This is a genomic window from Geminocystis sp. NIES-3709, assembly GCF_001548115.1.
Classification (GTDB): Bacteria; Cyanobacteriota; Cyanobacteriia; order Cyanobacteriales; family Cyanobacteriaceae; genus Geminocystis.
The window spans coordinates 2,166,223-2,188,299 of record NZ_AP014821.1 but is presented as its reverse complement, the minus strand read 5'-3'; the positions used below and the strand labels follow the sequence as shown (position 1 = coordinate 2,188,299).

The 22,077-nt window shown below is 32.7% G+C and carries 15 protein-coding genes; 8 read left to right on the top strand and 7 right to left on the bottom strand.

Going from position 1 to position 22,077, the window contains the following annotated elements; all coding sequences use genetic code 11:
* Positions 1-66: 66 nt before the first annotated feature.
* From GM3709_RS09310 to GM3709_RS09300, 3 genes are all read right to left on the bottom strand, one after another.
* The gene (locus tag GM3709_RS09310) at positions 67-3,492 is read right to left on the bottom strand and encodes an ATP-binding protein (protein WP_066118568.1); all 3,426 of its coding nucleotides are present in this window, start codon (positions 3,490-3,492) and stop codon (positions 67-69) included.
* Between the two features lie 132 nt (positions 3,493-3,624).
* Positions 3,625-4,020 carry a hypothetical protein gene (locus GM3709_RS09305; RefSeq protein WP_066118567.1) on the bottom strand — a complete coding sequence of 132 codons (396 nt, stop codon included), beginning with the start codon at positions 4,018-4,020 and terminating at the stop codon, positions 3,625-3,627.
* Between the two features lie 90 nt (positions 4,021-4,110).
* Complete coding sequence (locus GM3709_RS09300; RefSeq protein WP_066118565.1) at positions 4,111-4,467, bottom strand: iron-sulfur cluster assembly accessory protein; 357 nt, start codon at positions 4,465-4,467, stop codon at positions 4,111-4,113.
* An 89-nt stretch (positions 4,468-4,556) separates the two neighbouring features.
* Here GM3709_RS09300 and recN point away from each other — a divergent pair, with 89 nt between their 5' ends.
* The 4 genes from recN (at position 4,557) to GM3709_RS09280 (ending at position 13,193) form a co-directional block, all read left to right on the top strand.
* Positions 4,557-6,299 (top strand): DNA repair protein RecN, encoded by a 1,743-nt coding sequence (recN, locus tag GM3709_RS09295; RefSeq protein WP_066118563.1) that lies wholly within the window; start codon positions 4,557-4,559, stop codon positions 6,297-6,299.
* 940 nt (positions 6,300-7,239) lie between these two features.
* Positions 7,240-9,366 (top strand): S-layer family protein, encoded by a 2,127-nt coding sequence (locus GM3709_RS19100; protein ID WP_071828030.1) that lies wholly within the window; start codon positions 7,240-7,242, stop codon positions 9,364-9,366.
* A gap of 183 nt (positions 9,367-9,549) precedes the next feature.
* Entirely contained in the window at positions 9,550-11,724 is a 2,175-nt protein-coding gene (locus GM3709_RS09285; protein ID WP_066118561.1) for a glutamine synthetase III, read from the top strand.
* Between the two features lie 230 nt (positions 11,725-11,954).
* Complete coding sequence (locus GM3709_RS09280) at positions 11,955-13,193, top strand: FAD-dependent hydroxylase (RefSeq protein WP_066118559.1); 1,239 nt, start codon at positions 11,955-11,957, stop codon at positions 13,191-13,193.
* A 345-nt stretch (positions 13,194-13,538) separates the two neighbouring features.
* Here GM3709_RS09280 and tmk read toward each other — a convergent pair whose 3' ends face one another.
* From tmk to GM3709_RS09265, 3 genes are read right to left on the bottom strand one after another with little or no spacing between them, the layout of a single operon-like run.
* Positions 13,539-14,183: a dTMP kinase gene (tmk, locus tag GM3709_RS09275; RefSeq protein WP_066118557.1), complete on the bottom strand. Its 645-nt coding sequence runs from the start codon at positions 14,181-14,183 to the stop codon at positions 13,539-13,541.
* Positions 14,184-14,190: 7 nt separating this feature from the next.
* Positions 14,191-15,555: an FAD-dependent oxidoreductase gene (locus GM3709_RS09270; RefSeq protein WP_066118555.1), complete on the bottom strand. Its 1,365-nt coding sequence runs from the start codon at positions 15,553-15,555 to the stop codon at positions 14,191-14,193.
* A gap of 6 nt (positions 15,556-15,561) precedes the next feature.
* Positions 15,562-16,227 (bottom strand): response regulator transcription factor, encoded by a 666-nt coding sequence (locus tag GM3709_RS09265; protein ID WP_066118553.1) that lies wholly within the window; start codon positions 16,225-16,227, stop codon positions 15,562-15,564.
* Positions 16,228-16,391: 164 nt separating this feature from the next.
* Between GM3709_RS09265 and pheS the strand changes: the two genes are divergently transcribed.
* From pheS to GM3709_RS09250, 3 genes are all read left to right on the top strand, one after another.
* Complete coding sequence (pheS, locus tag GM3709_RS09260) at positions 16,392-17,387, top strand: phenylalanine--tRNA ligase subunit alpha (protein ID WP_066118551.1); 996 nt, start codon at positions 16,392-16,394, stop codon at positions 17,385-17,387.
* 192 nt (positions 17,388-17,579) lie between these two features.
* A complete protein-coding gene (locus GM3709_RS09255) occupies positions 17,580-18,527 on the top strand; it encodes a glycosyltransferase family 2 protein (RefSeq protein WP_173645709.1) in 948 nt (315 codons plus the stop codon).
* Between the two features lie 119 nt (positions 18,528-18,646).
* Positions 18,647-20,440, top strand: a complete 1,794-nt coding sequence (locus tag GM3709_RS09250; protein ID WP_066118547.1) for a hypothetical protein — start codon at positions 18,647-18,649, stop codon at positions 20,438-20,440.
* Between the two features lie 50 nt (positions 20,441-20,490).
* Here GM3709_RS09250 and GM3709_RS09245 read toward each other — a convergent pair whose 3' ends face one another.
* Positions 20,491-20,907 (bottom strand): ATP-binding protein, encoded by a 417-nt coding sequence (locus tag GM3709_RS09245; protein WP_066118545.1) that lies wholly within the window; start codon positions 20,905-20,907, stop codon positions 20,491-20,493.
* Positions 20,908-21,115: 208 nt separating this feature from the next.
* On the opposite strand from GM3709_RS09245, the gene GM3709_RS09240 reads away from it, so the two are divergent.
* Positions 21,116-22,021 carry an alpha/beta fold hydrolase gene (locus tag GM3709_RS09240; protein WP_066118543.1) on the top strand — a complete coding sequence of 302 codons (906 nt, stop codon included), beginning with the start codon at positions 21,116-21,118 and terminating at the stop codon, positions 22,019-22,021.
* The last annotated feature ends 56 nt before the right edge of the window (positions 22,022-22,077 follow it).

The window sequence follows — 22,077 nt, the reverse complement described above, 5'->3', positions numbered from 1 at the left end:
GATTCATTTTTCTTTTATAACCGTAGTATTAAAAGGCTATATAGAAAAATATTATAAACTTAATCGTTAATAAGATAAGACAATTTTTTGAATAACATCAGGAAAACTAGCTAATGTTGTTTCTAATAAATCTACTTCAAAACAATTAATTTGATCTTGTAAAACTAGGGCATAATCTAATAGAATTTTGCTCTTATATTTTAGGGCTTCTTGTTCTAAACTATTAGCAAAATTTCTAATTTTTACAGTAATTTTTGTTTGTTGTATGGAGTGCCATTTTTCCATATAAACATCTTCCAGTTTCATTATTAAATCCAATATATCTTCATTATTTTCAACTATCTTAGAACAATTATCCATCGAAGAATCCATAGATATTTTTTCATCGCCAGTTAATACTTTTTTTAATTCTAAAACTAAATTATGACGACTAATAGGTTTATATAAAAAACCTTGTACAAAATTTTCTAATTCTTTTTTATCTTGGGAATTTATCGAAGCGGTGATAACAAGAATCGGAATTTTTTTTGTTACCTCATTTCCATGTAATAATTGTGCGGTAGTTTTACCGTCAATATTTGGCATTTTTAAATCTAAAAAAATTAAATCTGGATGATATGTCATAGCCATTTGAATTGCATCTTTACCATTATCAGCAAAAATCAATTGATGAGATGTATCGGCAAAATAAGCTGCCATTAAGTCTAAATTTGATGGAGTATCATCTACTACTAAAATTCGACTGGGGCTAAATTGATCTAAATTATTATCTAACAAAGTAATGAGATTATCTTGAGGCAAAACACTACAAGCAACTGATGGAAACTCTACAGTAAATTTACTACCCTTATTTACCTTACTTTTTACTTTAATATTACCATTGAGCATGGTAACTAATTTTTTTGTGATGGTTAATCCTAATCCTGTACCTCCATATTTACGAGTACTTTGTCCATCTTGTTGAGTGAAAGATTCAAAAATACGATCGATTTCTTTCATTGGAATGCCAATACCTGTATCTTCGATCGTGATATAAAAACCACAATTAGAAATAGTATCATCAACATTATCACTATTGCCGACAATAATCTTCACATATCCTTTATCAGTAAATTTGATTGCATTACCAATTAAATTAAATAAAATTTGTCTTAATCTTATCTCATCAAAAATAATTATTTCAGGAATATAATCTTTAGTTTCTAAAATTAAATCTAAGGATTTTTCTTGAGATTTGAGATAAAAAATATTAACAATTTCTTGGAGTAAACTATATAAATTAACTACTTCATATTGTATGGGCATTTTCCCCGCTTCAATCTTAGATAAATCTAAAATATCATTAATTAATGACATTAAAGTTTCACCACTAGAAGTAATAGAATTAAGATAACTTTTCGCTCTATTATCTTTAACTAAATCTTTTAATAAATTAGCAAAACCTAATATAGCATTCATGGGCGTACGGATTTCATGACTCATGTTTGCTAAAAATTCACTCTTGGCGATGTTTGCCATTTCGGCGGCTTCTTTGGCTATTTTTAATTCTTGAGATTGTCTTTGAATTTTTAAAAATAACTCTGCTTGTTCAATGGCAATACCTAGTTGACTAGATATTTTTCTTAAAAGATTTAGATGTCGAGATTGCCAAGAAAAAGTACTATTATTATAAGCACTTAATAAACCCCATAATTCATTTCCAGAAAAAATTGGTATGGTCGAAAAAGAGCGAATATTAAATTGTTGATATAATTCAAGATGACATTTAGCAAAATTAGCAAAATTTACATCATTTACAGTCAAACTTTCTCCGTGACGATACCTTCCACCCTTATGATCTTGTAAATAAGTATCATTCCATACCCGTTTTACCTTGTCACCTACCACAGTCATTAATCCGGGTTTGGCATTCTCCGAGACAAATTCGCCCCCCCATTCCGAGTTAAACTTATATACTGCCACTCGATCGCAATTTAAAAGATTTCTAACTTCAGCAGTAGTGGTATCACAAATAACTTGAAAATCGATACTATCGCGCATTTTGCGCATGATAGAGTTAATAGCACGCTGTAATAAAGAATTTTCTCTTAAAGCAACTTCTCTTTGTTTCTCTATGGTAATATCGATCGCAACTCCATTCCAAATAACACTACCATCGGGCAATTTTTGAGGTAAAGAATTAACTCGAATATATTTATGTTTCCCACTAGGGGTTTTTATTTGATAATCATAATGAAATTCCGTTAAATATTGTCGAGATAACTCAATTACTTGATAAAATTCCAATAATTGATCTGAGTCAACTAAATTAAAAATTTTATTGACATCTTGGATTACTTCTTCTGGGGTAAATTCAAAAATATCTTGAACAGCTTTACTGGCAAAAGTAATAAAATATCGTCCTTCAAAATCACATCCCAATTGAAAAACCATACCGGGTACTAATGCGGTAATTTCTTTTAATTGTCTTTCACTATGTAAAATGTTGTCTCCCATTTTTTTTACATTTTTTGTCTCTGTTAATATTACTAAATTTCCTACATATTGGAGTTCAGAATCATAAATAGGATTACAGGAAATAGTTAAAGGAACAATTTTACCATCATTTCTTTGAAATTCATATTCCAACTGTTGACAAGATTGATAATTTTTCCTCAAATAATCTTTATTTTTTGTATGTTGTTTCAAAAATTTTAACCATGATTTTCCCATTAAGTCTTGTTCTTGACAATCTAATAAATTCATCACCGGTTGATTAACAAGCCAAATACTGCCTTTTTTTGAAAAAATACAGATTCCTTCTTTACTGTTTTCTACCATCGAATAAAATAGATCATAAGCAGTATTATTAATGGTTTTTTCTGGATTAATACCAAATAAAATCTTACTGTTTTTTTTCCATAAAATTTTACGATCGATATTGTCTATTTTTGAATTTTTAATTAATAAAGCAATGGGGAAAATATATAAAAGTTTTTGCCAAAAATCTTCTTGATTATTATTATTTTCTAATAATTGACCTTGATAATTAAAATATTTTATATCCTTTTGATAAGTTTTAAGAGCCGTGATTGTTTTATTCTCTAAGGTATCAAAATTGAGTTTTTCTATTACTATATAATCAAAAACATTATTATTATTTAAAATTTTTTCTTTCCACTTATATTTTTTCTGTGAGAAAAAGACAATAATTTTAGGAGTGGGATAATCTAATATATTACCGATATTTTTATTAAAAAAAAATTCAAGATTATCAGGATTTTCAATTATTAAAAAAATTAAGGGAATATTTATATTTTCTTTAAAATACTTTTCTGTGTCGATCGAGTATTTCGTTTCCAATAAAAAACAATTTCTATGAAGAAAAACGATGTTTTCACAATCTTTTTTTAATCGTTGACAAAGTTTATTATTTTCACCTACAAATAAAATTGGCCAAGGATTATTAATTAATACAATCGAATCGTTAACAATATATTCTTTTTGCAACATTTTTTGTAGTTTTATTTTTACACAGAAAACCTAAAAATACATCCATTAGGGGGTTGACTTTTTGTGTCTAAAACTACATTCTAAGCTGAATTAAAGAATCAATGTTGAGAATAGTCTTAATCTTAATAAATATTAATACCATTGATGGCGAACCGAATAATTCAAAGAAGAATCTTTGACAATAAAAGGTTTTTCTTGCCAATCTACGGACCAATTTTTTTCCTTTAAATATTTAAGTAAAGGCATTACCATTTCCAAGTTACGGCAAAACCAATATTGTTTTTCTTGATCTTCATTCACAAAAATGATTTGATATTGATAAGCATGACCCAAAGTTTTTAATAATCCGGGATACTTTTTTAACTCTTTTTTTATCTCAGATTGTGAGTAAGTAATAATACTATTTTTTTGAAAATGATAAGGGATTTTATACTTCGGTTTTAGGTTCTCTTTTGGAGATATATCTTTATCTACAATTGGTAGAGATGGTTTTTTAAGTTCTGGTTTTCGTGCATAAAAAGGAAACATAACATTAAGAATTGAAAATTGAAAATTGAGAATTGAAAACGATTAATTCTTTTTGTCCATCTTTCGACTTACTTGTCTTCCTACTTCTGATTAGGCGGCGAAGGATTTACCGCAACCACAGGTTTGATTTGCATTAGGGTTAGTGAATTGAAAGCCACCCCCAATCATAGCGTTACTATAATCTAAAACTAATCCATATAAATATAATAGGCTTTTTCGATCGCAGACTAATTTAAAACCTTCATAATCAAAAGTATCATCATGTTCCGTAATATTATTGACATCTTCAAAATCCATCATATAAGACATTCCAGAACAACCACCTTGTCTAACGCCTACCCGTAAACAAAGATTTTCATTACCCTGTTGCTGTTTTAACATTAAAACGTGTTTGAGGGCATTTTCTGTTAATTGGATACCGTGATTAGAGATTACTGCTTGTGTCATAAACTTTGATTGTGAATACTGGATGTTTTTATATCTTCCATTTTAGCTTATACAATAGAGAGATATTCGATAATGTCCGTTGCTGATAAATGTTAATTGCTATTCGCATCAATAATTTTGCCTTAGTAGATCATATAGAGTTAGAATTTGGCAGTGGTTTAAATGTTCTCACGGGAGAAACTGGTGCAGGAAAATCCATTATTCTTGATGCCATTGACGTGGTGTTAGGGGGAAAAGCTAATCAAAGAATGATTCGCACTGGTGCAAAAAAAGCGATCGTAGAAGCCAGTTTTCAAACCTATCCTGATTTAGAAACATGGTTGGAATCTCAAGAAGTTGAGCCTTTCCATGATGATACAGTAGTTTGTAGTCGGGAGCTAACTTTTAGTAAAGATAATTTTCGTTCTCGATGTCGAGTAAATGGAGTTGTCGTCAATAAGCAAATTATAACCCAGCTACGCGATCGACTTTTAGAAGTTACAGCCCAAGGAGAAACAGGACAACTATTGTCTGCCAGTAGTCAAAGAGACTTGTTAGATGATTATGGCGGTAAAGAATTAATTACTCAACGACAATTAGTTAATCGTTCATTTATCGAGACTCAACAAGCACAAGAAGCATTAGAACATTGTCGGGAATCGGAACAACAAAGGTTACAACGTCTTGATCTTATTCAACATCAAATCAGAGAATTAGGAACTATTCATTTACAATCTGCTGACGAATTAGAACACTTGGAGATTGAAAGTGATCGACTTACCCATGTGGTAGAATTACAACAATTAAGCTATCAAGCCTATCAGCTACTTTATCAAAGTGATTCGGAGGAAAATCCAGCCGTTACCGATATTTTAGCGAAAGCAGAGCCTATTATCAGGGATATGGCTAATTATGACAAAGAATTAAACCCTATCCTCGAAATTATCCAAGAGGCTTTAAATCAGGTAGTGGAAGCAGGACAACAAATTTATAGTTATGGTGCTAGTTTAGAAGCAGATCCAGAGCGTTTAGAAGAGGTAGAAGAACGTATTAGACTATTAAAGCGGATTTGTCGTAAATATGGACCAAAATTAGGAGATGTCATCGAATACTATGATAGTTTGAAAAAAGAGTTAACAGAATTAACCGATAACAGTAAATCCATTGACGAGTTAGAGCGAGAATTTCAAGCCCATCATGACAAATTACTAAAATTATGCACTAAATTAAGTCAATTAAGACAAGCCTCTGCCAAAAAACTAGAAACCCAACTCACCCAAGAATTAAAACCTCTCGGTATGGCAAAAGTTCAGTTTCAGTGTCGAGTAACCGCAGTAAATCCCCATAGTATGGGAGCAGATCATGTGGAATACTATTTTAGTCCTAACCCCGGAGAAGACTTACAACCGTTAGCTATCACTGCATCAGGAGGAGAAATGAGTCGTTTTCTATTGGCTCTCAAGTCTTGTTTTACCCAAACTCAAATTAATCCTAAAACCTTAGTTTTTGATGAAATTGACGCAGGAGTATCAGGAAAAGTTGCTCAAGCGATCGCTGAAAAGTTACATAAACTTAGTTCTCAACATCAAGTATTATGTGTTACTCATCAACCCCTTATAGCAGCCATGGCTGATGATCATTTTAGAGTAGAAAAGCACCTAATTCAAACAGAAGAAAATCAAGAGGTAAGAACTATTGTTAAAGTCACTCATTTAGAACATCAAACTCACCGTAGAGATGAATTAGCAGAACTTACAGGAGGCAACTCCGCTGAGGAAGCGATCGCCTTTGCTGACTCTTTACTCGAAACTGCTATTCAACTTAAAAAACAGAGTATAGAAGTTGCTCATTGATCAACAAATTTTACCTAACTAAATCAGAGCGTCAATTCTAAGTTAACGGTACTTAAACTAAAAATATTAAACTATGAGTCTCAAATCGTTATAAATCAAAGATTTTACATCGATGCCAAAGGCACGCAGAGCGCACGATAACTTTTCCTTTTATACCAAGAGTTTCAGCCGTTTTTATGGCTTCTACCTAAATCCCTTACTCTGACTGTATTTGAAGCTATTTTTGCACCAAAATTTTTCAAAGTACCGTTAAGACGCATTTAACTTACATTTTTTCCTAATCCTTAAAAATTTCTCAAATTCTTAACTCTTCCCTTTTCCCTACCCATTCTACTTAAATGCAAACTAGCTTATCAAAGAAAATTGGTAAAGATAAAGGGCGGTGTCTGAGTAGAAATAGAATATAAATAATCTCAAAATCCCGAAAAAAAAGATTTATAAATAATTTAGAAAAAGTATGTAGATAATTATATGAAATAAAAAAAACTAGAGAAATTATAAACTATTTTAGTCTTGAATAAAAAATTTATAAAATTAAAATCATGTTCAAAACTATATTTTTATTAGTTGATAAATATTTTAAATTAAACTTTTTTCAAAATTATATATTAAAAAATATTATTAAAAAGTATCTTAACTAGGACTAAACATTATTATAGCTTCTATTTTCATAGCTTTTTTGTCAACTTATAATCTTTTCATTTTTTGTATTCTTAATAATATATAAAGCAATAAAATATCTATAGTATTCTTTTTTTTCGTTAAATTAAGATAAATAATGATATACTATTCATATAGTTACATTTACTTAAATTTTCAGTTCACCCATCAATCTGAATCCATAAAAAAAGTAAATTATCGGGCACAAGAATGGAAGCCTTAAACTAAATTTTTACCTTCACTATAGGGTAAAAAATATTACTGAATTGGAGAAAAGATCATGGCTACTTATACGCTAACTATCAACGGGGATAATCTTATTGGCACCACGGGTAATGATACATTTAATGGGACTTATGATGGTGCCGTAACCGATACATTTGGTGCAAACGATTTTCTCAATGGTGATAAAGGCATAGATACACTACATCTTGACCATCTTTTGGATGTTGCCATCACACCACCAGATAATCTATGGACTAATCTAAAAAATATTGAAAATATCGAGATTAATACGACGGGTAATGGCGCACAAACTATTACGACGGGTGTTAATTTTCAAACTGCATTCGCATCTAACGGCGTAGAATTAACAACAACAACTTCTGGAGCAGGTGCGATCGACATTACCATGACAACTTTCACTGGTGTTGCTACACTCAAAACAACATCTGGGGCTGGTGCTCAAAATATTGTAACGGGTTCAGGTGCTACTACCGTAGAAGCAATATCTGGTGCAGGAGCACTAAATATTAAAGGTGTTGGTCTTAACACAGTTTTTGCAACCACTACTGGTGCTGGTGCGCAGACTATTGGTGATGGTAGTGGTAATGGTGTAAATCTTACTGAGGTGACAGCTACATCTGCTGGAGGAGCACAAACTATAACCAGTACGAGTATCAATGACGTTGTCGTAAAAGCAATATCCTCCGCCGGGAAACAAATTATTACAACTGGTTCAGGTTCAGACATTATAACTGCATCAACAACCAGTGCGACGAATATAATTAATACAGGAGACGGTAATGATAAAGTTACTATTTTTCCTACCACTTCAGGTAATTATAGTGTCAATGGAGGTAAAGGTAATGACACCATAACAGGTGGGGCAGGAAATGATACTTTTACTGGTGGTGTTGGTAATGATATTCTGAACGGAGGTAAGGGTGTTGATAATATGATGGGTGGTGATGGTTCAGATCTTTATTATGTTGACATTGCTACAGATGTGGTAAATGAAACTAACACTTTTGCTAGTATTGGTGGTATTGATACAGTTCGATCGGATATTAGCTATACTTTGACTATCAATGTAGAAAATCTAATTCTACAAGGTACGGAAGATAGTAACGGAACAGGAAATATCCTTGATAATGTTCTCACAGGTAATAACTTTGATAATCGTTTTAACGGCAGTGGTGGAGATGATACCTTAAATGGTCGTGGTGGGAATGATACTTTAACCGGTGGTATTGGTGAGGATTCGATGATTGGTGGTACGGGAGACGACATTTTTTATGTAGATAATACCAACGATCGAGTAGTAGAATTCTTAAACGAAGGTATCGATACAGTTCGATCGACTATTGCTTATACTTTGACTGACAATGTAGAAAACCTTATCTTAGAAGGTACGGAAGATAGTAACGGAACAGGAAATATCCTTGATAATGTTCTCACAGGTAATAACTTCGATAATCGTTTTAACGGTAATGATGGAGATGATACCCTAAATAGTCGTGGTGGGAATGATACTTTAACCGGTGGTATTGGTGAGGATTCGATGATTGGTGGTACGGGAGACGACATTTTTTATGTAGATAATACCAACGATCGAGTAGTAGAATTCTTAAACGAAGGTATCGATACAGTTCGATCGATCATTGCTTATACTTTGACTGATAATGTAGATAATCTTATCTTAGAAGGAACAGAAGATCTTAATGGTACAGGAAACACCCTTGATAATAGTCTCACAGGGAATAACTATGATAATCGTTTTAACGGTAGTGATGGAAATGATACTTTAAATGGTCGTGGTGGTAATGATACTCTAACAGGTGGATTAGGAAATGACAATCTCACTGGGGGTATTAATACTGACTTCTTCCTCTTTAATTCTGTTAATGAGGGAATCGATCGAATTACCGATTTTAACATTACTGATGATAGTATTTTGATTCGTCGTAATGGTTTTGGTGGTGGTTTATCCTTGGGAACTTTACCCGTCAATCAATTTCATATTGGTTCATCAGCAACTACTTCAAGCGATCGTTTCATTTATAACTCTAGTAATGGCGGATTATTCTTTGATGTCGATGGTAGCGGTGCAACGGCGGCGACACAAATTGCGACTTTAAATACTGGTTTAACAACCATGAGTAATCAAGATATTTTCGTTATTTAAACTACTTAATAAACCTATTGGTTTAATTTCTCCTGAAAAGGTCAATCCAATGGGAGTCAATTCTGTGTTTTTTCATCTAACCTTTATCTATTAATCCGAAAATGACAATAAAATTGTTCTTGATGGACTTTTACAAAACCCCTTAGTTACTAGAGTGAAGTATTATCTCAAAAAAAAGTAATTATGAGCGGAAATAATTCACGGGTTCAAGCTATTAGCCAAATCACAAATCGAGAAATCAAACCGTTTAATACTCCCAAACGGCTAGAAGATATGTGGGCAAAAGATGTATTTACTTTGAGTAAAATGCAAGAATGCCTCCCTAAAGATATTTTTAAATCTCTAAAAAAAACCATCCAAACTGGCGAACCTCTTGACGTTTCGATCGCCGATGTGGTGGCGACAGCTATGAGAGACTGGGCAATCTCGAAAAAAGCTCTTTACTACGCCCACGTTTTTTATCCTCTCACTAACTCCACTGCTGAAAAACATGATGGTTTTGTCTCAGTGCAAGGTGACGGCTCTGTTATTTCTGAATTTGCTGGTAAAGTTTTGGTAAAAGGCGAACCCGATGGCTCATCTTTCCCTAATGGTGGTATTCGATCGACTTTTGAAGCTAGAGGCTATACTGCATGGGATGTCACCAGTCCTGCCTATGTGATGGAAACTGATAATGGTGTGACTCTTTGTATCCCTACTGTATTTGTTTCTTGGACAGGGGAAGCATTAGACAAAAAAACTCCTCTACTTCGATCGAATGCTGCTATGAATAAGGCCGCTCGTAAAGTATTAAAATTATTAGGACATAAAGATATAGCCCCCGTCAATTCCAGTTGTGGAGCGGAACAAGAATATTTTTTAGTAGATGCCAACTTTGCCCATAGTCGTCCAGATTTACTGTTAGCAGGAAGAACTTTATTTGGTAAACCCTCGGCGAAAGGACAGGAATTTGATGATCATTACTTCGGTGCTATTCCAGAAAGAGTACAGGTGTTTATGCAGGATGTGGAAGAATCTATGTACCGTTTAGGGATTCCCGCTAAAACTCGTCATAATGAAGTCGCGCCCGGACAATTTGAACTTGCACCCTTTTTTGAAGCGGCTAATGTTGCAACAGATCATCAGCAGTTAACTATGACAATTTTGCGTAAAATGGCGAAAAAACATGGTTTTATCTGTTTACTTCATGAGAAACCCTTTGCAGGTATTAATGGTTCAGGTAAGCACGTTAACTGGTCTGTGGGCAATGCTACTCAAGGTAACTTATTAGATCCGGGTGATACACCCCACGCTAATGCACAATTTTTGGTTTTCTGTGGTGCGGTAATTCGAGGTGTTCATAAATATGGGCCTCTTTTAAGAGCAGTTGTAGCTACGGCTAGTAATGATCATCGTCTTGGTGCTAATGAAGCTCCTCCTGCTATTATGTCTGTGTATTTAGGTTCACAATTAGAGGATGTATTTGAGCAAATCCGTAATGGAGAAATCAAAGGTTCAAAAGCCGCCCAAACTATGAATATCGGTGTCGATACTTTGCCAGAGATTCCCATGGATCCGGGTGACAGAAATCGTACATCTCCCTTTGCTTTTACTGGCAATCGTTTCGAGTTTCGTGCTGTGGGTTCAGGACAATCGGTAGCAGGGCCTCTTGTGGCGATGAATACCATCTTAGCGGACTCTTTAAATTGGATTGCTGAAGAATTAGAAGCGGAATTAAGCAAAGGCGTAGACTTAAATACTGCGATCGAGAAAATCCTCAAGGAAATCATGGATAAACACGGGAACGTTGTTTTTGGCGGTAATGGTTATTCTTCCGAATGGCATAAAATGGCAGTAGAGGAAAGAGGTTTGGCTAATTTACCTACCACTGCTGATGCTTTACCTGTGTTAAGAGAAAAATATATTGAGGAATTGTTTGAAAAAACAGGTGTACTTTCCCCCGTCGAATTAGAAAGCCGTTTTGAAGTTTATGCAGAGCAATATCTACTCTCGATCGAAGTTGAGGCTAAATTAGTTATTAGCATGGCAAAAACGACTATTTATCCTTCGGCAATGAAGTATTTATCTAACCTGACTTCTACTATGGCGAGTTTGCAAAATATAGGCATCGAAGTTGATAAAACCACCGTTAAAACCGTTGCCGAGTTAGCAGATTCTATGATGGCAGAAATTCATAAATTAAGTGATGCACTTACTAAACATGATTTTGACAGTACCGAAGCTCACCTTCAATATTATGCTAAAACCATTCGATCGTTGATGGATGGAGTTCGCAAATATGCAGATGCTTTAGAAGCTGAAATTGCTGACGAGTTGTGGCCTTTACCTACTTATCAGGAAATGTTATTTATTAAATAAAATCTGCTGAAAAAGTCTTTTCATAAAAGTAGGAGATAGTAGGGGTAGAACATTGTTCCTACCTCTCTGGGAGACACAAAAAATAAATATCGTTAAAACTACAATAAATAAATTAGTATGTGTCATCCAAAAGAAATAAGGAGAGGAAAATAAATGAGTGTTAAGATATATTAAGTAATTAATTTGTTTAAATCACTCGTTCGGCGAAATTATCCTATTCTTATTAATCTATGAATCAAGAACCATCTTCTATAACAAATGTATCTGTTAATCAAAAATATGATTTAGTAATTGTTGGTGGTGGTATTGTTGGTACAACTTTAGCGGTGGCGTTGAAAGATACAGGGTTGAAAATCGCCATCATTGAAACTCAAACTTTAACTCAAGCTAAGAGTCGAAAACAAGCCTATGCGTTATCGATTTTAAGCAGTAAAATTCTTGATGGTATTGGGGTTTGGGATGATATTTTTCCTTATATCGGTAAATTTAAATACATTCGTCTCAGTGATGCTTTTTCCCCTCTGATAGTTAAATTTAAAACCGAAGATTTAAAAACCGATTATTTAGGTTATGTGGGCGAACATTCTTATATTTTATCAGCCTTACAAAACTCAAGTTTAAAATCTCCTGATATTACGTGGTTAGAAAATGCCCGTGTCATTGGTATAGATAAAAAAGATTCTTATGATATAGTCAAAGTCAATTATAAGCAAGAGGAAATAGTTCTCGAAACTAAGCTAATTGTGGGTGCTGATGGTGCAAAATCCTATATTAGACAACAGGCAAACATTAAAACTCGTGGCTGGAAATATTGGCAATCTTGTGTTGCTTTTACTATCAAACACTCAGCTAAGACTAATGATACTGCTTTTGAACGTTTTTGGGAAACTGGCCCTATGGGTATTCTTCCGTTACCAGATAATCGTTGTCAAATCGTGTGGAGCGCTCCTCATGCCATCGCAAAAGAGTTACAATCTTTACCTGTATCTGAATTTATCTCTCGTCTTGAACATCATACTGAAGGTTTGTTAGGTACATTAGAATTAGTTAGCGATCGAAATCTATTTCCAGTACAATTGATGCAAAGTGAGACTTATGTTAAACCTAGAGTGGCGCTAATTGGTGATGCGGCTCATTGTTGTCATCCTGTAGGGGGACAAGGTTTAAACTTAGGTATTCGAGATGCTGCCGCTTTAGCAGAAGTTTTAACAATAGCTTCTCGTCAGGGAAAAGACATCGGAGATTTAATGGTATTAAATCACTATAATAACTGGCGAAAACAAGAAAATTTAGCAATTTTAGGTTTTACCGATTTCTTAGATAGATTATTCTCTAGTAATCTATTACCCGTTATCGCTATCCGCCGTTTAGGGTTATTGATGATGAGACATATTCAACCTTTAAAACTTTTCGCCTTAAAGTTAATGACAGGCTTAAAAGGGCGTAAACCGATGGCGATTAACAATTAACCTCAGTTCGACATAAAATTATCGGTTAAGATAAGGTATCAGGTATCAGGTAAATAATTAGTGAAAAAGTTGTTCAAATTGATTTTATCAAAATTAAATTAAGTAATTAATTGATCTAAACAAAGAAATTGTTAACCTGCAACCTGTCACCTGAAACCTATTAACCTCAAGAATTCTTTTATCAAACTCAGATTAATTAGACTTTGCTGAAAAAGTTTTTTGGTGAGGGTAGGAAATAGGAGGTAGGAGACAGAAGAAATACTTATAAATCAAGAACTCAATCTTCGTGTTAATAATAAGTACAGAAATACTTTACTGAGAGAATGGTATCAAAATTTTTTGTAATTAATATTTCTTAATTGAGGGAAAAAGAAAGTCTATTATTTTTTGATGAATTTCCTCCCTACTTTTTGTTGCATCAATTCTTAAATAGTTATAGGGATAGTTATTTAAAATTCTTTCAAAATTATTTTTTACTTGGGTTAATTTTTCTTTTGTTTCATAGATTTCTAGTATACCTCGATCGATAATTCTTTTTAAAGCAACATCCACAGGAATATCAAGATAAATTAAAAAATCTGGTGGAGGAAAATCTTTATTTAATAAACTGACAAACTCAAATTCTTTCTCTGTTTTAGCATTATAAGCAAGAGATGAAAAATAATATCTAGTAGTTATAATATGGGTATTTTCTGCCGTTAATTTTTTCACCCCATCAATATTATTGTACAAGTGATAATGTCGATCGGCTGCAAATAAATAAGCCATTTGTTGATCATATAAATCTTGATTAGGAAATGGATTTTGATGACCTAAAAATTCTCTTAATAGCTTACCTATTTTGCCATTGGAAGGTTCAGGACTAATAATAACCTTTTGGTCTTTTTTTAAAAAATAATCTTGTAAAAACTCAGCTTGAGTAGTACTACCTGCTCCATCTATTCCTTCTAAAACAATAAAATAACCTTGTTTTTCTACTGTATTAAGCATAATAAAATTAAGAACGTTTCCAGATAAAAAATGTTTCTGCTAAGTCTAGTATAATCTGATGTTGTCTCTGATTTTCTTTTTTCCAACATTTATCAATTTCTTCGATTAATTTATAAGAATTATTATTACTAAAACTGATTTTAAATAAATAACTCAAAGATAAATTTTTCTTTTTAATAAAAGTTATAGCTGTTATCACTTCTTCGACACCAAAACCGAAAGAATGAAATCCTAATATGTAGTTATTTTTATCTAATATAATCTTAATAAAAGTGACATCTTGATCCCAATTTGTTAGAGTTTTTAAAAGACAGAATACTTTTAATACTTTGATTCTTTCAGACAACAAAAATCTAGCCTGTTTTTCGGTATATCCTAATCGATGAATAGAGGGATTTGTGTTTAAGGTATAAGGAATCTCATTATACTTAATTTTTTGATAAGGAAAAAATAAACCATTATTAACAGCAATTTTAGCTTCATATTTAATCAAAGAATCTAAATAATATCCTCCTAATAAATCTCCACAAGCATAGATTTGCTGATGTCTAGTTTGCAATTTTGAGTTAACTTCTATTTTACCTTCATTATTTTTTATACCTAATTTTGTCAATTCCAGTGTCTCCTCTCCCCACAAATTTTTAGTTGTGACTCGCAATGTTTTCATGTTGTCATTTTCCTTCCTTCGATCGATTCCAAAAGCATTACTCTTACTATTAAGATAAATTTTGATTCCTTTGCTTTCTAAAAATAATTGTAGTTGATAAGATATATCTTCATCTTCGGAGGGTAAAATCTGTTGAGAAGGAGAAACTAAGGATATTTTTTTCTTTCGTTGATATAATTTATTAATCAAATAAATAGCAGTAATATCATCTCCAAATATTGTTAATTCTTCTGGTAAGTCATCCCATTTTTTTTGAAAAAGTAACTCATTTACTGTTAAATACCCATCATTTTTATTAAGTTTTTTATTTTTAGAAAAGAGTTGTTCTGATGTCATAGCCAATAAATAACTAAAACTTTTTAAGCTATCTCTATTTGTCAATAAAGTTAAACTTTTGTTCTGAACAAATTGACATTTACTAAAAATTATATCAATTCCTAATAATTCTAATTGAGATAAATATTGATCTTCAATAACTTTCTTTTTTTCCCGCAAAAACTCATGATAATTAATATCATTATCTAATATTAAAAGATCATTTTTATACTCGATCGACCATAAATTATTACTTTCATCATGTTGATTTGAATAGTAATCATCATCAATGATTAACCCTACTCTTGCACCCCATTTTGTTGCATATTCAGCTGAAAAAAAAGCGTGTTTTGTTCCGCCAATTATAACCAAATCATAGTTATTTTTCATCAAAATTTAAACAATCTTATTTTTAAAGGCAAAACTTACTAATTCTGTGCGATTATTAGAGTTAGTTTTTCTTAATAAATTACCTACGTATTTTTCGATCGTTTTGGGGCTTAAATATAATTTTTCAGCTATTTTCACATTAGACAAACCTTTTGTTAACAACTTCAAAACTTCGTTTTCTCTATCGGTAAAATTTAGATTTTTGTTATTCAGTATTTCAGGAGAGTTGTCATTATAATTAACTTCTTCTAAAGGATAATGATTATCTATTTCCGTATATAATAATTCTGCTTGAATAATTTGCGATCGTTCCAATAAATGCCTTACAATGGCAGTTAATTCATTAGGTTCAAAAGGTTTAGGTAAATAGGCATCACAACCAGCTTGATAGCCACTAATTTTGTCTTCAGTGGAATATTTATTTGTCAAAAAAACTACTGGTAACAAACGAAAATGAGGATTTTGCCGTAATTCTTTCACTAAATGATAACCATCTTTGTGAGGCATTTTTATGTCAGAAATAAGCAAATGAGGATGATATTGTTGAGCTAAATGTAATGCTTCGTCCCCATCCCTTGCTAAAATAACGGAATAATCATGTAATTCTAAACAATCTCTAATTAGTCGTCTAATAACAGGATCATCATCTGTAACAAGAATTTGCAAGGGCATAACGTCAAATCAATTGAGGGAATATATCTTGATGCTCTCTTTATTTTATCCTAAAATCAGCAACTCATGAAGAAATGAGGAATTAGGAATTAACAAATATTGAGCAGTCAAACTTCAGGTACAATCAAGGATTAGCTAAAAATTATTTATTATTCACGATTTTTATGATGACTGATATAGAATCTCAATTACATATTTTAGGAGAAACAGCACAAAAAACGATCGAGTCCATCGATAGTTTACAAAAGTTAGAAGAATTAAGAGTTAGCTATTTAGGCAAAAAAGGGGAATTGTCTCTTATTTTAAAGGAAATGGGTAAATTATCCGCCGAAGATAGACCTCGTATTGGTGCTATTGCCAACGACATCAAAAATCATATCCAAGATACTCTATTTAAACAACATCAGCATTTACAACAAGCTGAAATTAACCGTCAAATTTTGGCAGAAACCCTTGACGTTACTATGCCTGGAGTTAGTTATTCTATCGGAAAATCACATCCACTACAAAGCACGATCGATCGAGTCATAGATATTTTTGTAGGATTAGGATATACGATCGCAGAAGGCCCACAAATTGAAAGTGATTATTATAATTTTACCGCCTTGAATACTCCTGAAGATCATCCTGCTAGAGATATGCAAGATACCTTTTACTTTGAAGATGGAAGTTTGTTGCGGACTCATACATCATCAGTACAAATTAGGTACATGGAAAAAAACGATCCACCCTTAAGGATTATAGCACCGGGGAGAGTATATAGAAGAGATACTGTTGACGCTACCCACTCTGCTGTTTTTCATCAAATAGAAATCCTCGCTATCGATAAGGGTTTAACCTTCTCCGACTTAAAAGGTACAATCAAAGAGTTTTTACGACAAATGTTTGGAGATGACTTACCCACAATCTTTCGTGCCAGTTATTTTCCTTTCACCGAACCATCGGCAGAAGTTGATGTACAATGGCAAGGAAAATGGTTAGAAGTGTTAGGTTGTGGCATGGTTGACCCTAATGTATTAAAAGCGGTAGGATATGATCCGGAGGTTTATAGTGGTTTTGCTGCGGGATTAGGAGTTGAACGTTTTGCGATGATTTTACACAAAATTGACGATATTCGCCGATTATACAACAGTGATTTACGTTTCCTTCAACAATTTTAATACCTGATATTTATTACGCAGAATAAACTGCCCACCGTAAAATAAAAGGTGATAGGTATTAGAAATTAGCTAAAAGAATTGATTAAAAAAATCTCAATTTATTTTGCCAAGATGAAATCAATTAATCAAAAGCAGTCAAAAATTAACCTAGTACCTAATACCTAATACCTAATACCTTCAATATTAAGGGGTTTGCCTGTGTTTTTTAGCGTTATTATTCCTACCTATAACCGTCTGCCGATTCTACAAAAATGTCTCCTTGCTTTGGAGAGTCAAGAATATGATAGTAATCTTATTGAAAAATATGAAATTATTGTAGTAGATGATGGATCAACCGATCAAACTATATCATGGTTAACCGAAGAAAAAGCCTCTTTACCTCACGTTAAACTTTTTACTCAAAATCACAAAGGGGCTGGTTCTGCTCGTAATCTAGGAGTGGAAAAAGCCATAGGAGATTGGATTATTTTTATTGATAGCGATCTGGTTGTAACATCATCTTTTTTACAAGCCCATAGTCAGGCTATTATTAAAGCCCAAAAAAACGATGGTAAAACGGCACTGGGTGATCGAATTTTCACCTATGGTGCGGTAATCAACACTTGTAACTTTGACAATCCTACCTCAGAACCTTATAAAATAACAGATTTTTCTGCCGCCTATTTTGCCACGGGAAATGTTGCCATTGCCAAAAAATGGTTACTAGAAGCGGGATTATTCGATACTATGTTTAATCAATATGGCTGGGAAGACTTAGAATTAGGAGTAAGATTGAAGAAGTTAGGATTAAAACTAATTAAATGTCCTGAAGCAGTAGGTTATCATTGGCATCCTCCCTTTGATTTACAGCAAATACCGCAACTGATAGAAAAAGAAATCGAAAGGGGAAAAATGGGAGTATTATTCTATCAAAAACATCCTAGCTATGAAGTGAAAATGATGATTCAAATGACATGGATACATCGACTGCTGTGGGGTACTCTTTCTTTGGGAGGCAGACTCAACGAAGAAACAATGAAACCCTTTTTACAATGGCTAATTAATCAGGGAAAACCACAACTTGCCTTAGAGATAGCACGAATCTTTCTTAATTGGTATAACGTTAAGGGAGTTTATAGTGCGTATCAAGAAACTAAGTAATAACACTTAATTTGTCGAAAAATGATACCTAAATAAAATTTGTCCATATAATACTTTTAGATCAAAATAAGAAAAGTAAAATAACAAACTCTTATAAAAAAAATTACGGAGGAAAATTAATGGAAGCCCTTTTTGCTATTATAGGTATAGTTATTGGTGCAGTAGTTACGTTTATTTTAAAACCGAATCAAACTGATAACAGTGTCATTGAAGATGAAAAACAAAAAGCATTGCGTAATGCAGAGGAAAGTTTTGAAACTCGCAAACAAGAGTTAATTGCTTCTCTTAGACAAGAATATGAAGCCGAAACTAATCGTAAAATTGCTGAAACTGAAAAAGCCTACGAAGGACAAATTCAAGATTACCAAAATCAACTAAATACCTTACAAAATGAGGATTATTCTAATAATGGTGACGAAATTATTAATCTTCAAAACACGATCGCCCAGTTACAAAGTAGAATTAGTGAATTAGAATTGTCCTCTTTATCCACACCTATAGGAGAAGACGATAATAGTAGAGTAGCCCAATTAGAACAGGAATTGGCACAACAAACTCAAGAATTTACGGATAGACAGGCTCAACTACAAGAGTCTTTCCAAATTCAAATCGAACAATTACAGGCAACTCACCAGTCACAAATAGAAGATTACGAGACTCAAATTGAGAATCTCAGAGAAGCTATAGCTAATATAAATATTCCTCCAGAAGAAGATACCTTTACTTCTCCAGAAGCATTCGAGCAAGATACAATGGAGTTAGAGGTGGAAGAAAACAACTCCCTAGAAGAATTTTCACCCGAAGAAGACTTTACTCCTTCTTTGGAATTAGAAGAAGAATCCTCTTTTGACGATGGTGATTTAGAGTTTGCTGGTGAGGAAGAAGACTTTACTCCTTCTTTGGAATTAGAAGAAGAATCCTCTTTTGACGATGGTGATTTAGAGTTTGCTGGTGAGGAAGAAGACTTTACTCCTTCTTTGGAATTAGAAGAAGAATCCTCTTTTGACGATGGTGATTTAGAGTTTGCTGGTGAGGAAGAAGACTTTACTCCTTCTTTGGAATTAGAAGAAGAATCCTCTTTTGACGATGGTGGTTTAGAGTTTGCTGGTGAGGAAGAAGACTTTACTCCTTCTTTGGAATTAGAAGAAGAATCCTCTTTTGACGATGGTGGTTTAGAGTTTGCTAGTGAGGAAGAAGACTTTACTCCTTCTTTGGAATTGGAAGAATCCTCTTTTGACGATGGTGGTTTAGAGTTTGCTAGTGAGGAAGAAGACTTTACTCCTTCTTTGGAATTAGAAGAATCCTCTTTTGATGATGGTGATTTAGAGTTTGCTAGTGAGGAAGAAGACTTTTCTCCTTCTTTGGAATTGGAAGAATCCTCTTTTGATGATGGTGGTTTAGATTTTGCTAGTGAGGAAGAATTAAACTTAGATGCTTTTGGTGAATCTGAAATTACTAATGATTCTGATGTCGAAATCTTTAGCGAATCGATCGAGTTAGAAAGTAACGATTTAGGAGATAATTTTAATCTGGATGCTTTTTCTCAATCGGAATCCACTGTTGACTCAGATATTGAAATGTTTAGTGAAAGTTTAGACTTATCTGAAGATAACGAATTGGAAGAAATATCTAACTCTGATGATGATTTTAATTTTGATGCCTTTTCTGAATCAGCCTCCGCTTCTGCCTCTGTAGAGTCTGATGTAGAGATGTTTGATGAAGATTTAGAATTGTCTGATAATTCTGATGATAACTTTAATCTTGATTTAGACTTATCTGATAATTCTGATGATGATAATGAGTTAGATTTATCTGCTTTAATAGATGATACTGATAATAAAGATATTGATCCTTTTGCCAGTAGTGAGGATGAAGAGTTAGATTTTGATACTTTATTAGAAGACGATAAATAACCTAATCTTAAATTTGTTTTATTGTTACTCAAGATTTCGCTACTCTGGTGTCAGGGTAGCAAATTTTTTTTAATTAATAAACAATTTCGATCGTCAGATTGATGATCATACTCTAGCTCATCGGCAATTTTTTGTAAAATCTCAATACCCCTACCTCCTCCAGCTAAATCAGAGGATTTTTTTTTATCGAGGGAAGTTAATTGAAAGGGTTGTCCATAATCCCAAATTTTAATATTAATTTCCGCTTCGGTCACTTTTATTTCTATATCTATAGGAGTATCTGAAGGTTTATCTTTATGTGCGTGACGCACCGCATTTGTAAAACCTTCCGCTAAAGCAAGTTGACATTGTAACCAGTCTTTTTGATTTACCCAATCTTGTTTTACTGAATCAAATTTTTCTAATACTTCTTGTAAATAAATCAAATCAGTTTTAACTTGAAAATGAATTTTTTGAGAAACTTTCAAGAGTAATCTAATCCTCTGCTAAATTTTGTGTTAATGTACCCATCTAATTTACACTATAGCAATGGTTAATTTTAGCATCTTCTTTACTGCTATAGGAAGAAGTAAATATGCCATTAAAATCATTTAACGGTAATTTTGCACATTAACCAATTATCCATTTCTCTAATTAGATAGAGTCATTTTAACTTATATTTTTTCAATTCAAACTATGACAATTATATCCCCAACTCAATACTATTTTTGGAATAAATATAAATGTGCTTATACTAGCTATAATACAGACAAAGATGATAATTTAGCTTTAGTATTAATCCATCCTATCGGTGTTGGTTTATCTGGAAATTTTTGGCAACGTTTTCTTTCTGCTGAAAATGATTTAAACAGTAATTTACCTATTTATAATCCCGATTTATTAGGCTGTGGTAGTTCAGATTTGCCACGTGTTGCTTATGATCCAAAAGATTGGGCAAATCAAATCAATTATTTCATTAATAATGTTGTTAAAAAACCTGTTATTTTAGTTGTTCAAGGTGCTTCTTTCCCTATCTCAATTTATATGAGTACTGGAGAGTTAAAATCTGATTTAATAAAAGGTTTAATCTTATCCGGTCCTCCCGCATGGAATATCATGATTAATAGTGGTAATCTTCGCATTAGTGAAATTATTTGGAATCTCTTTTTTGATTCTTTTATTGGTTCACTATTTTATCAATATGCTCGTCGTCGTGATTTTATTAAATCTTTTTCTATTAAACAGCTATTTGCTGAGGCTAAAGATGTTGATAATGAATGGTTAGATATGTTAGAAAAAGCAGCGATCGAGCCTCAAAATCGTTATGCTGTGTACTCATTTTTAGCAGGATTTTGGCGGAAAGATTATTCAAAATTGATAAAAAAATTAGAACAAAAAATATTACTTTTAATAGGAGAAAAAGCAACTAGCGTAAGTAAAGAAGGATTTAAAGAAACTCCAGATCAAAGAATAGAATTATATCAAAAAAATATACCTAACGTTGAAGCTAAAAAAATTAAAGGACGTAATGTTTTACCCTATGAATCAACCCAAGATTTTTTAACAGAAGTCGTTAATTTTTATCATAATTTTCCTAGATGATAATAATAACTCGTAGCATCTAACTTATTGTTAATAATTAATAAATTTAGCATTAT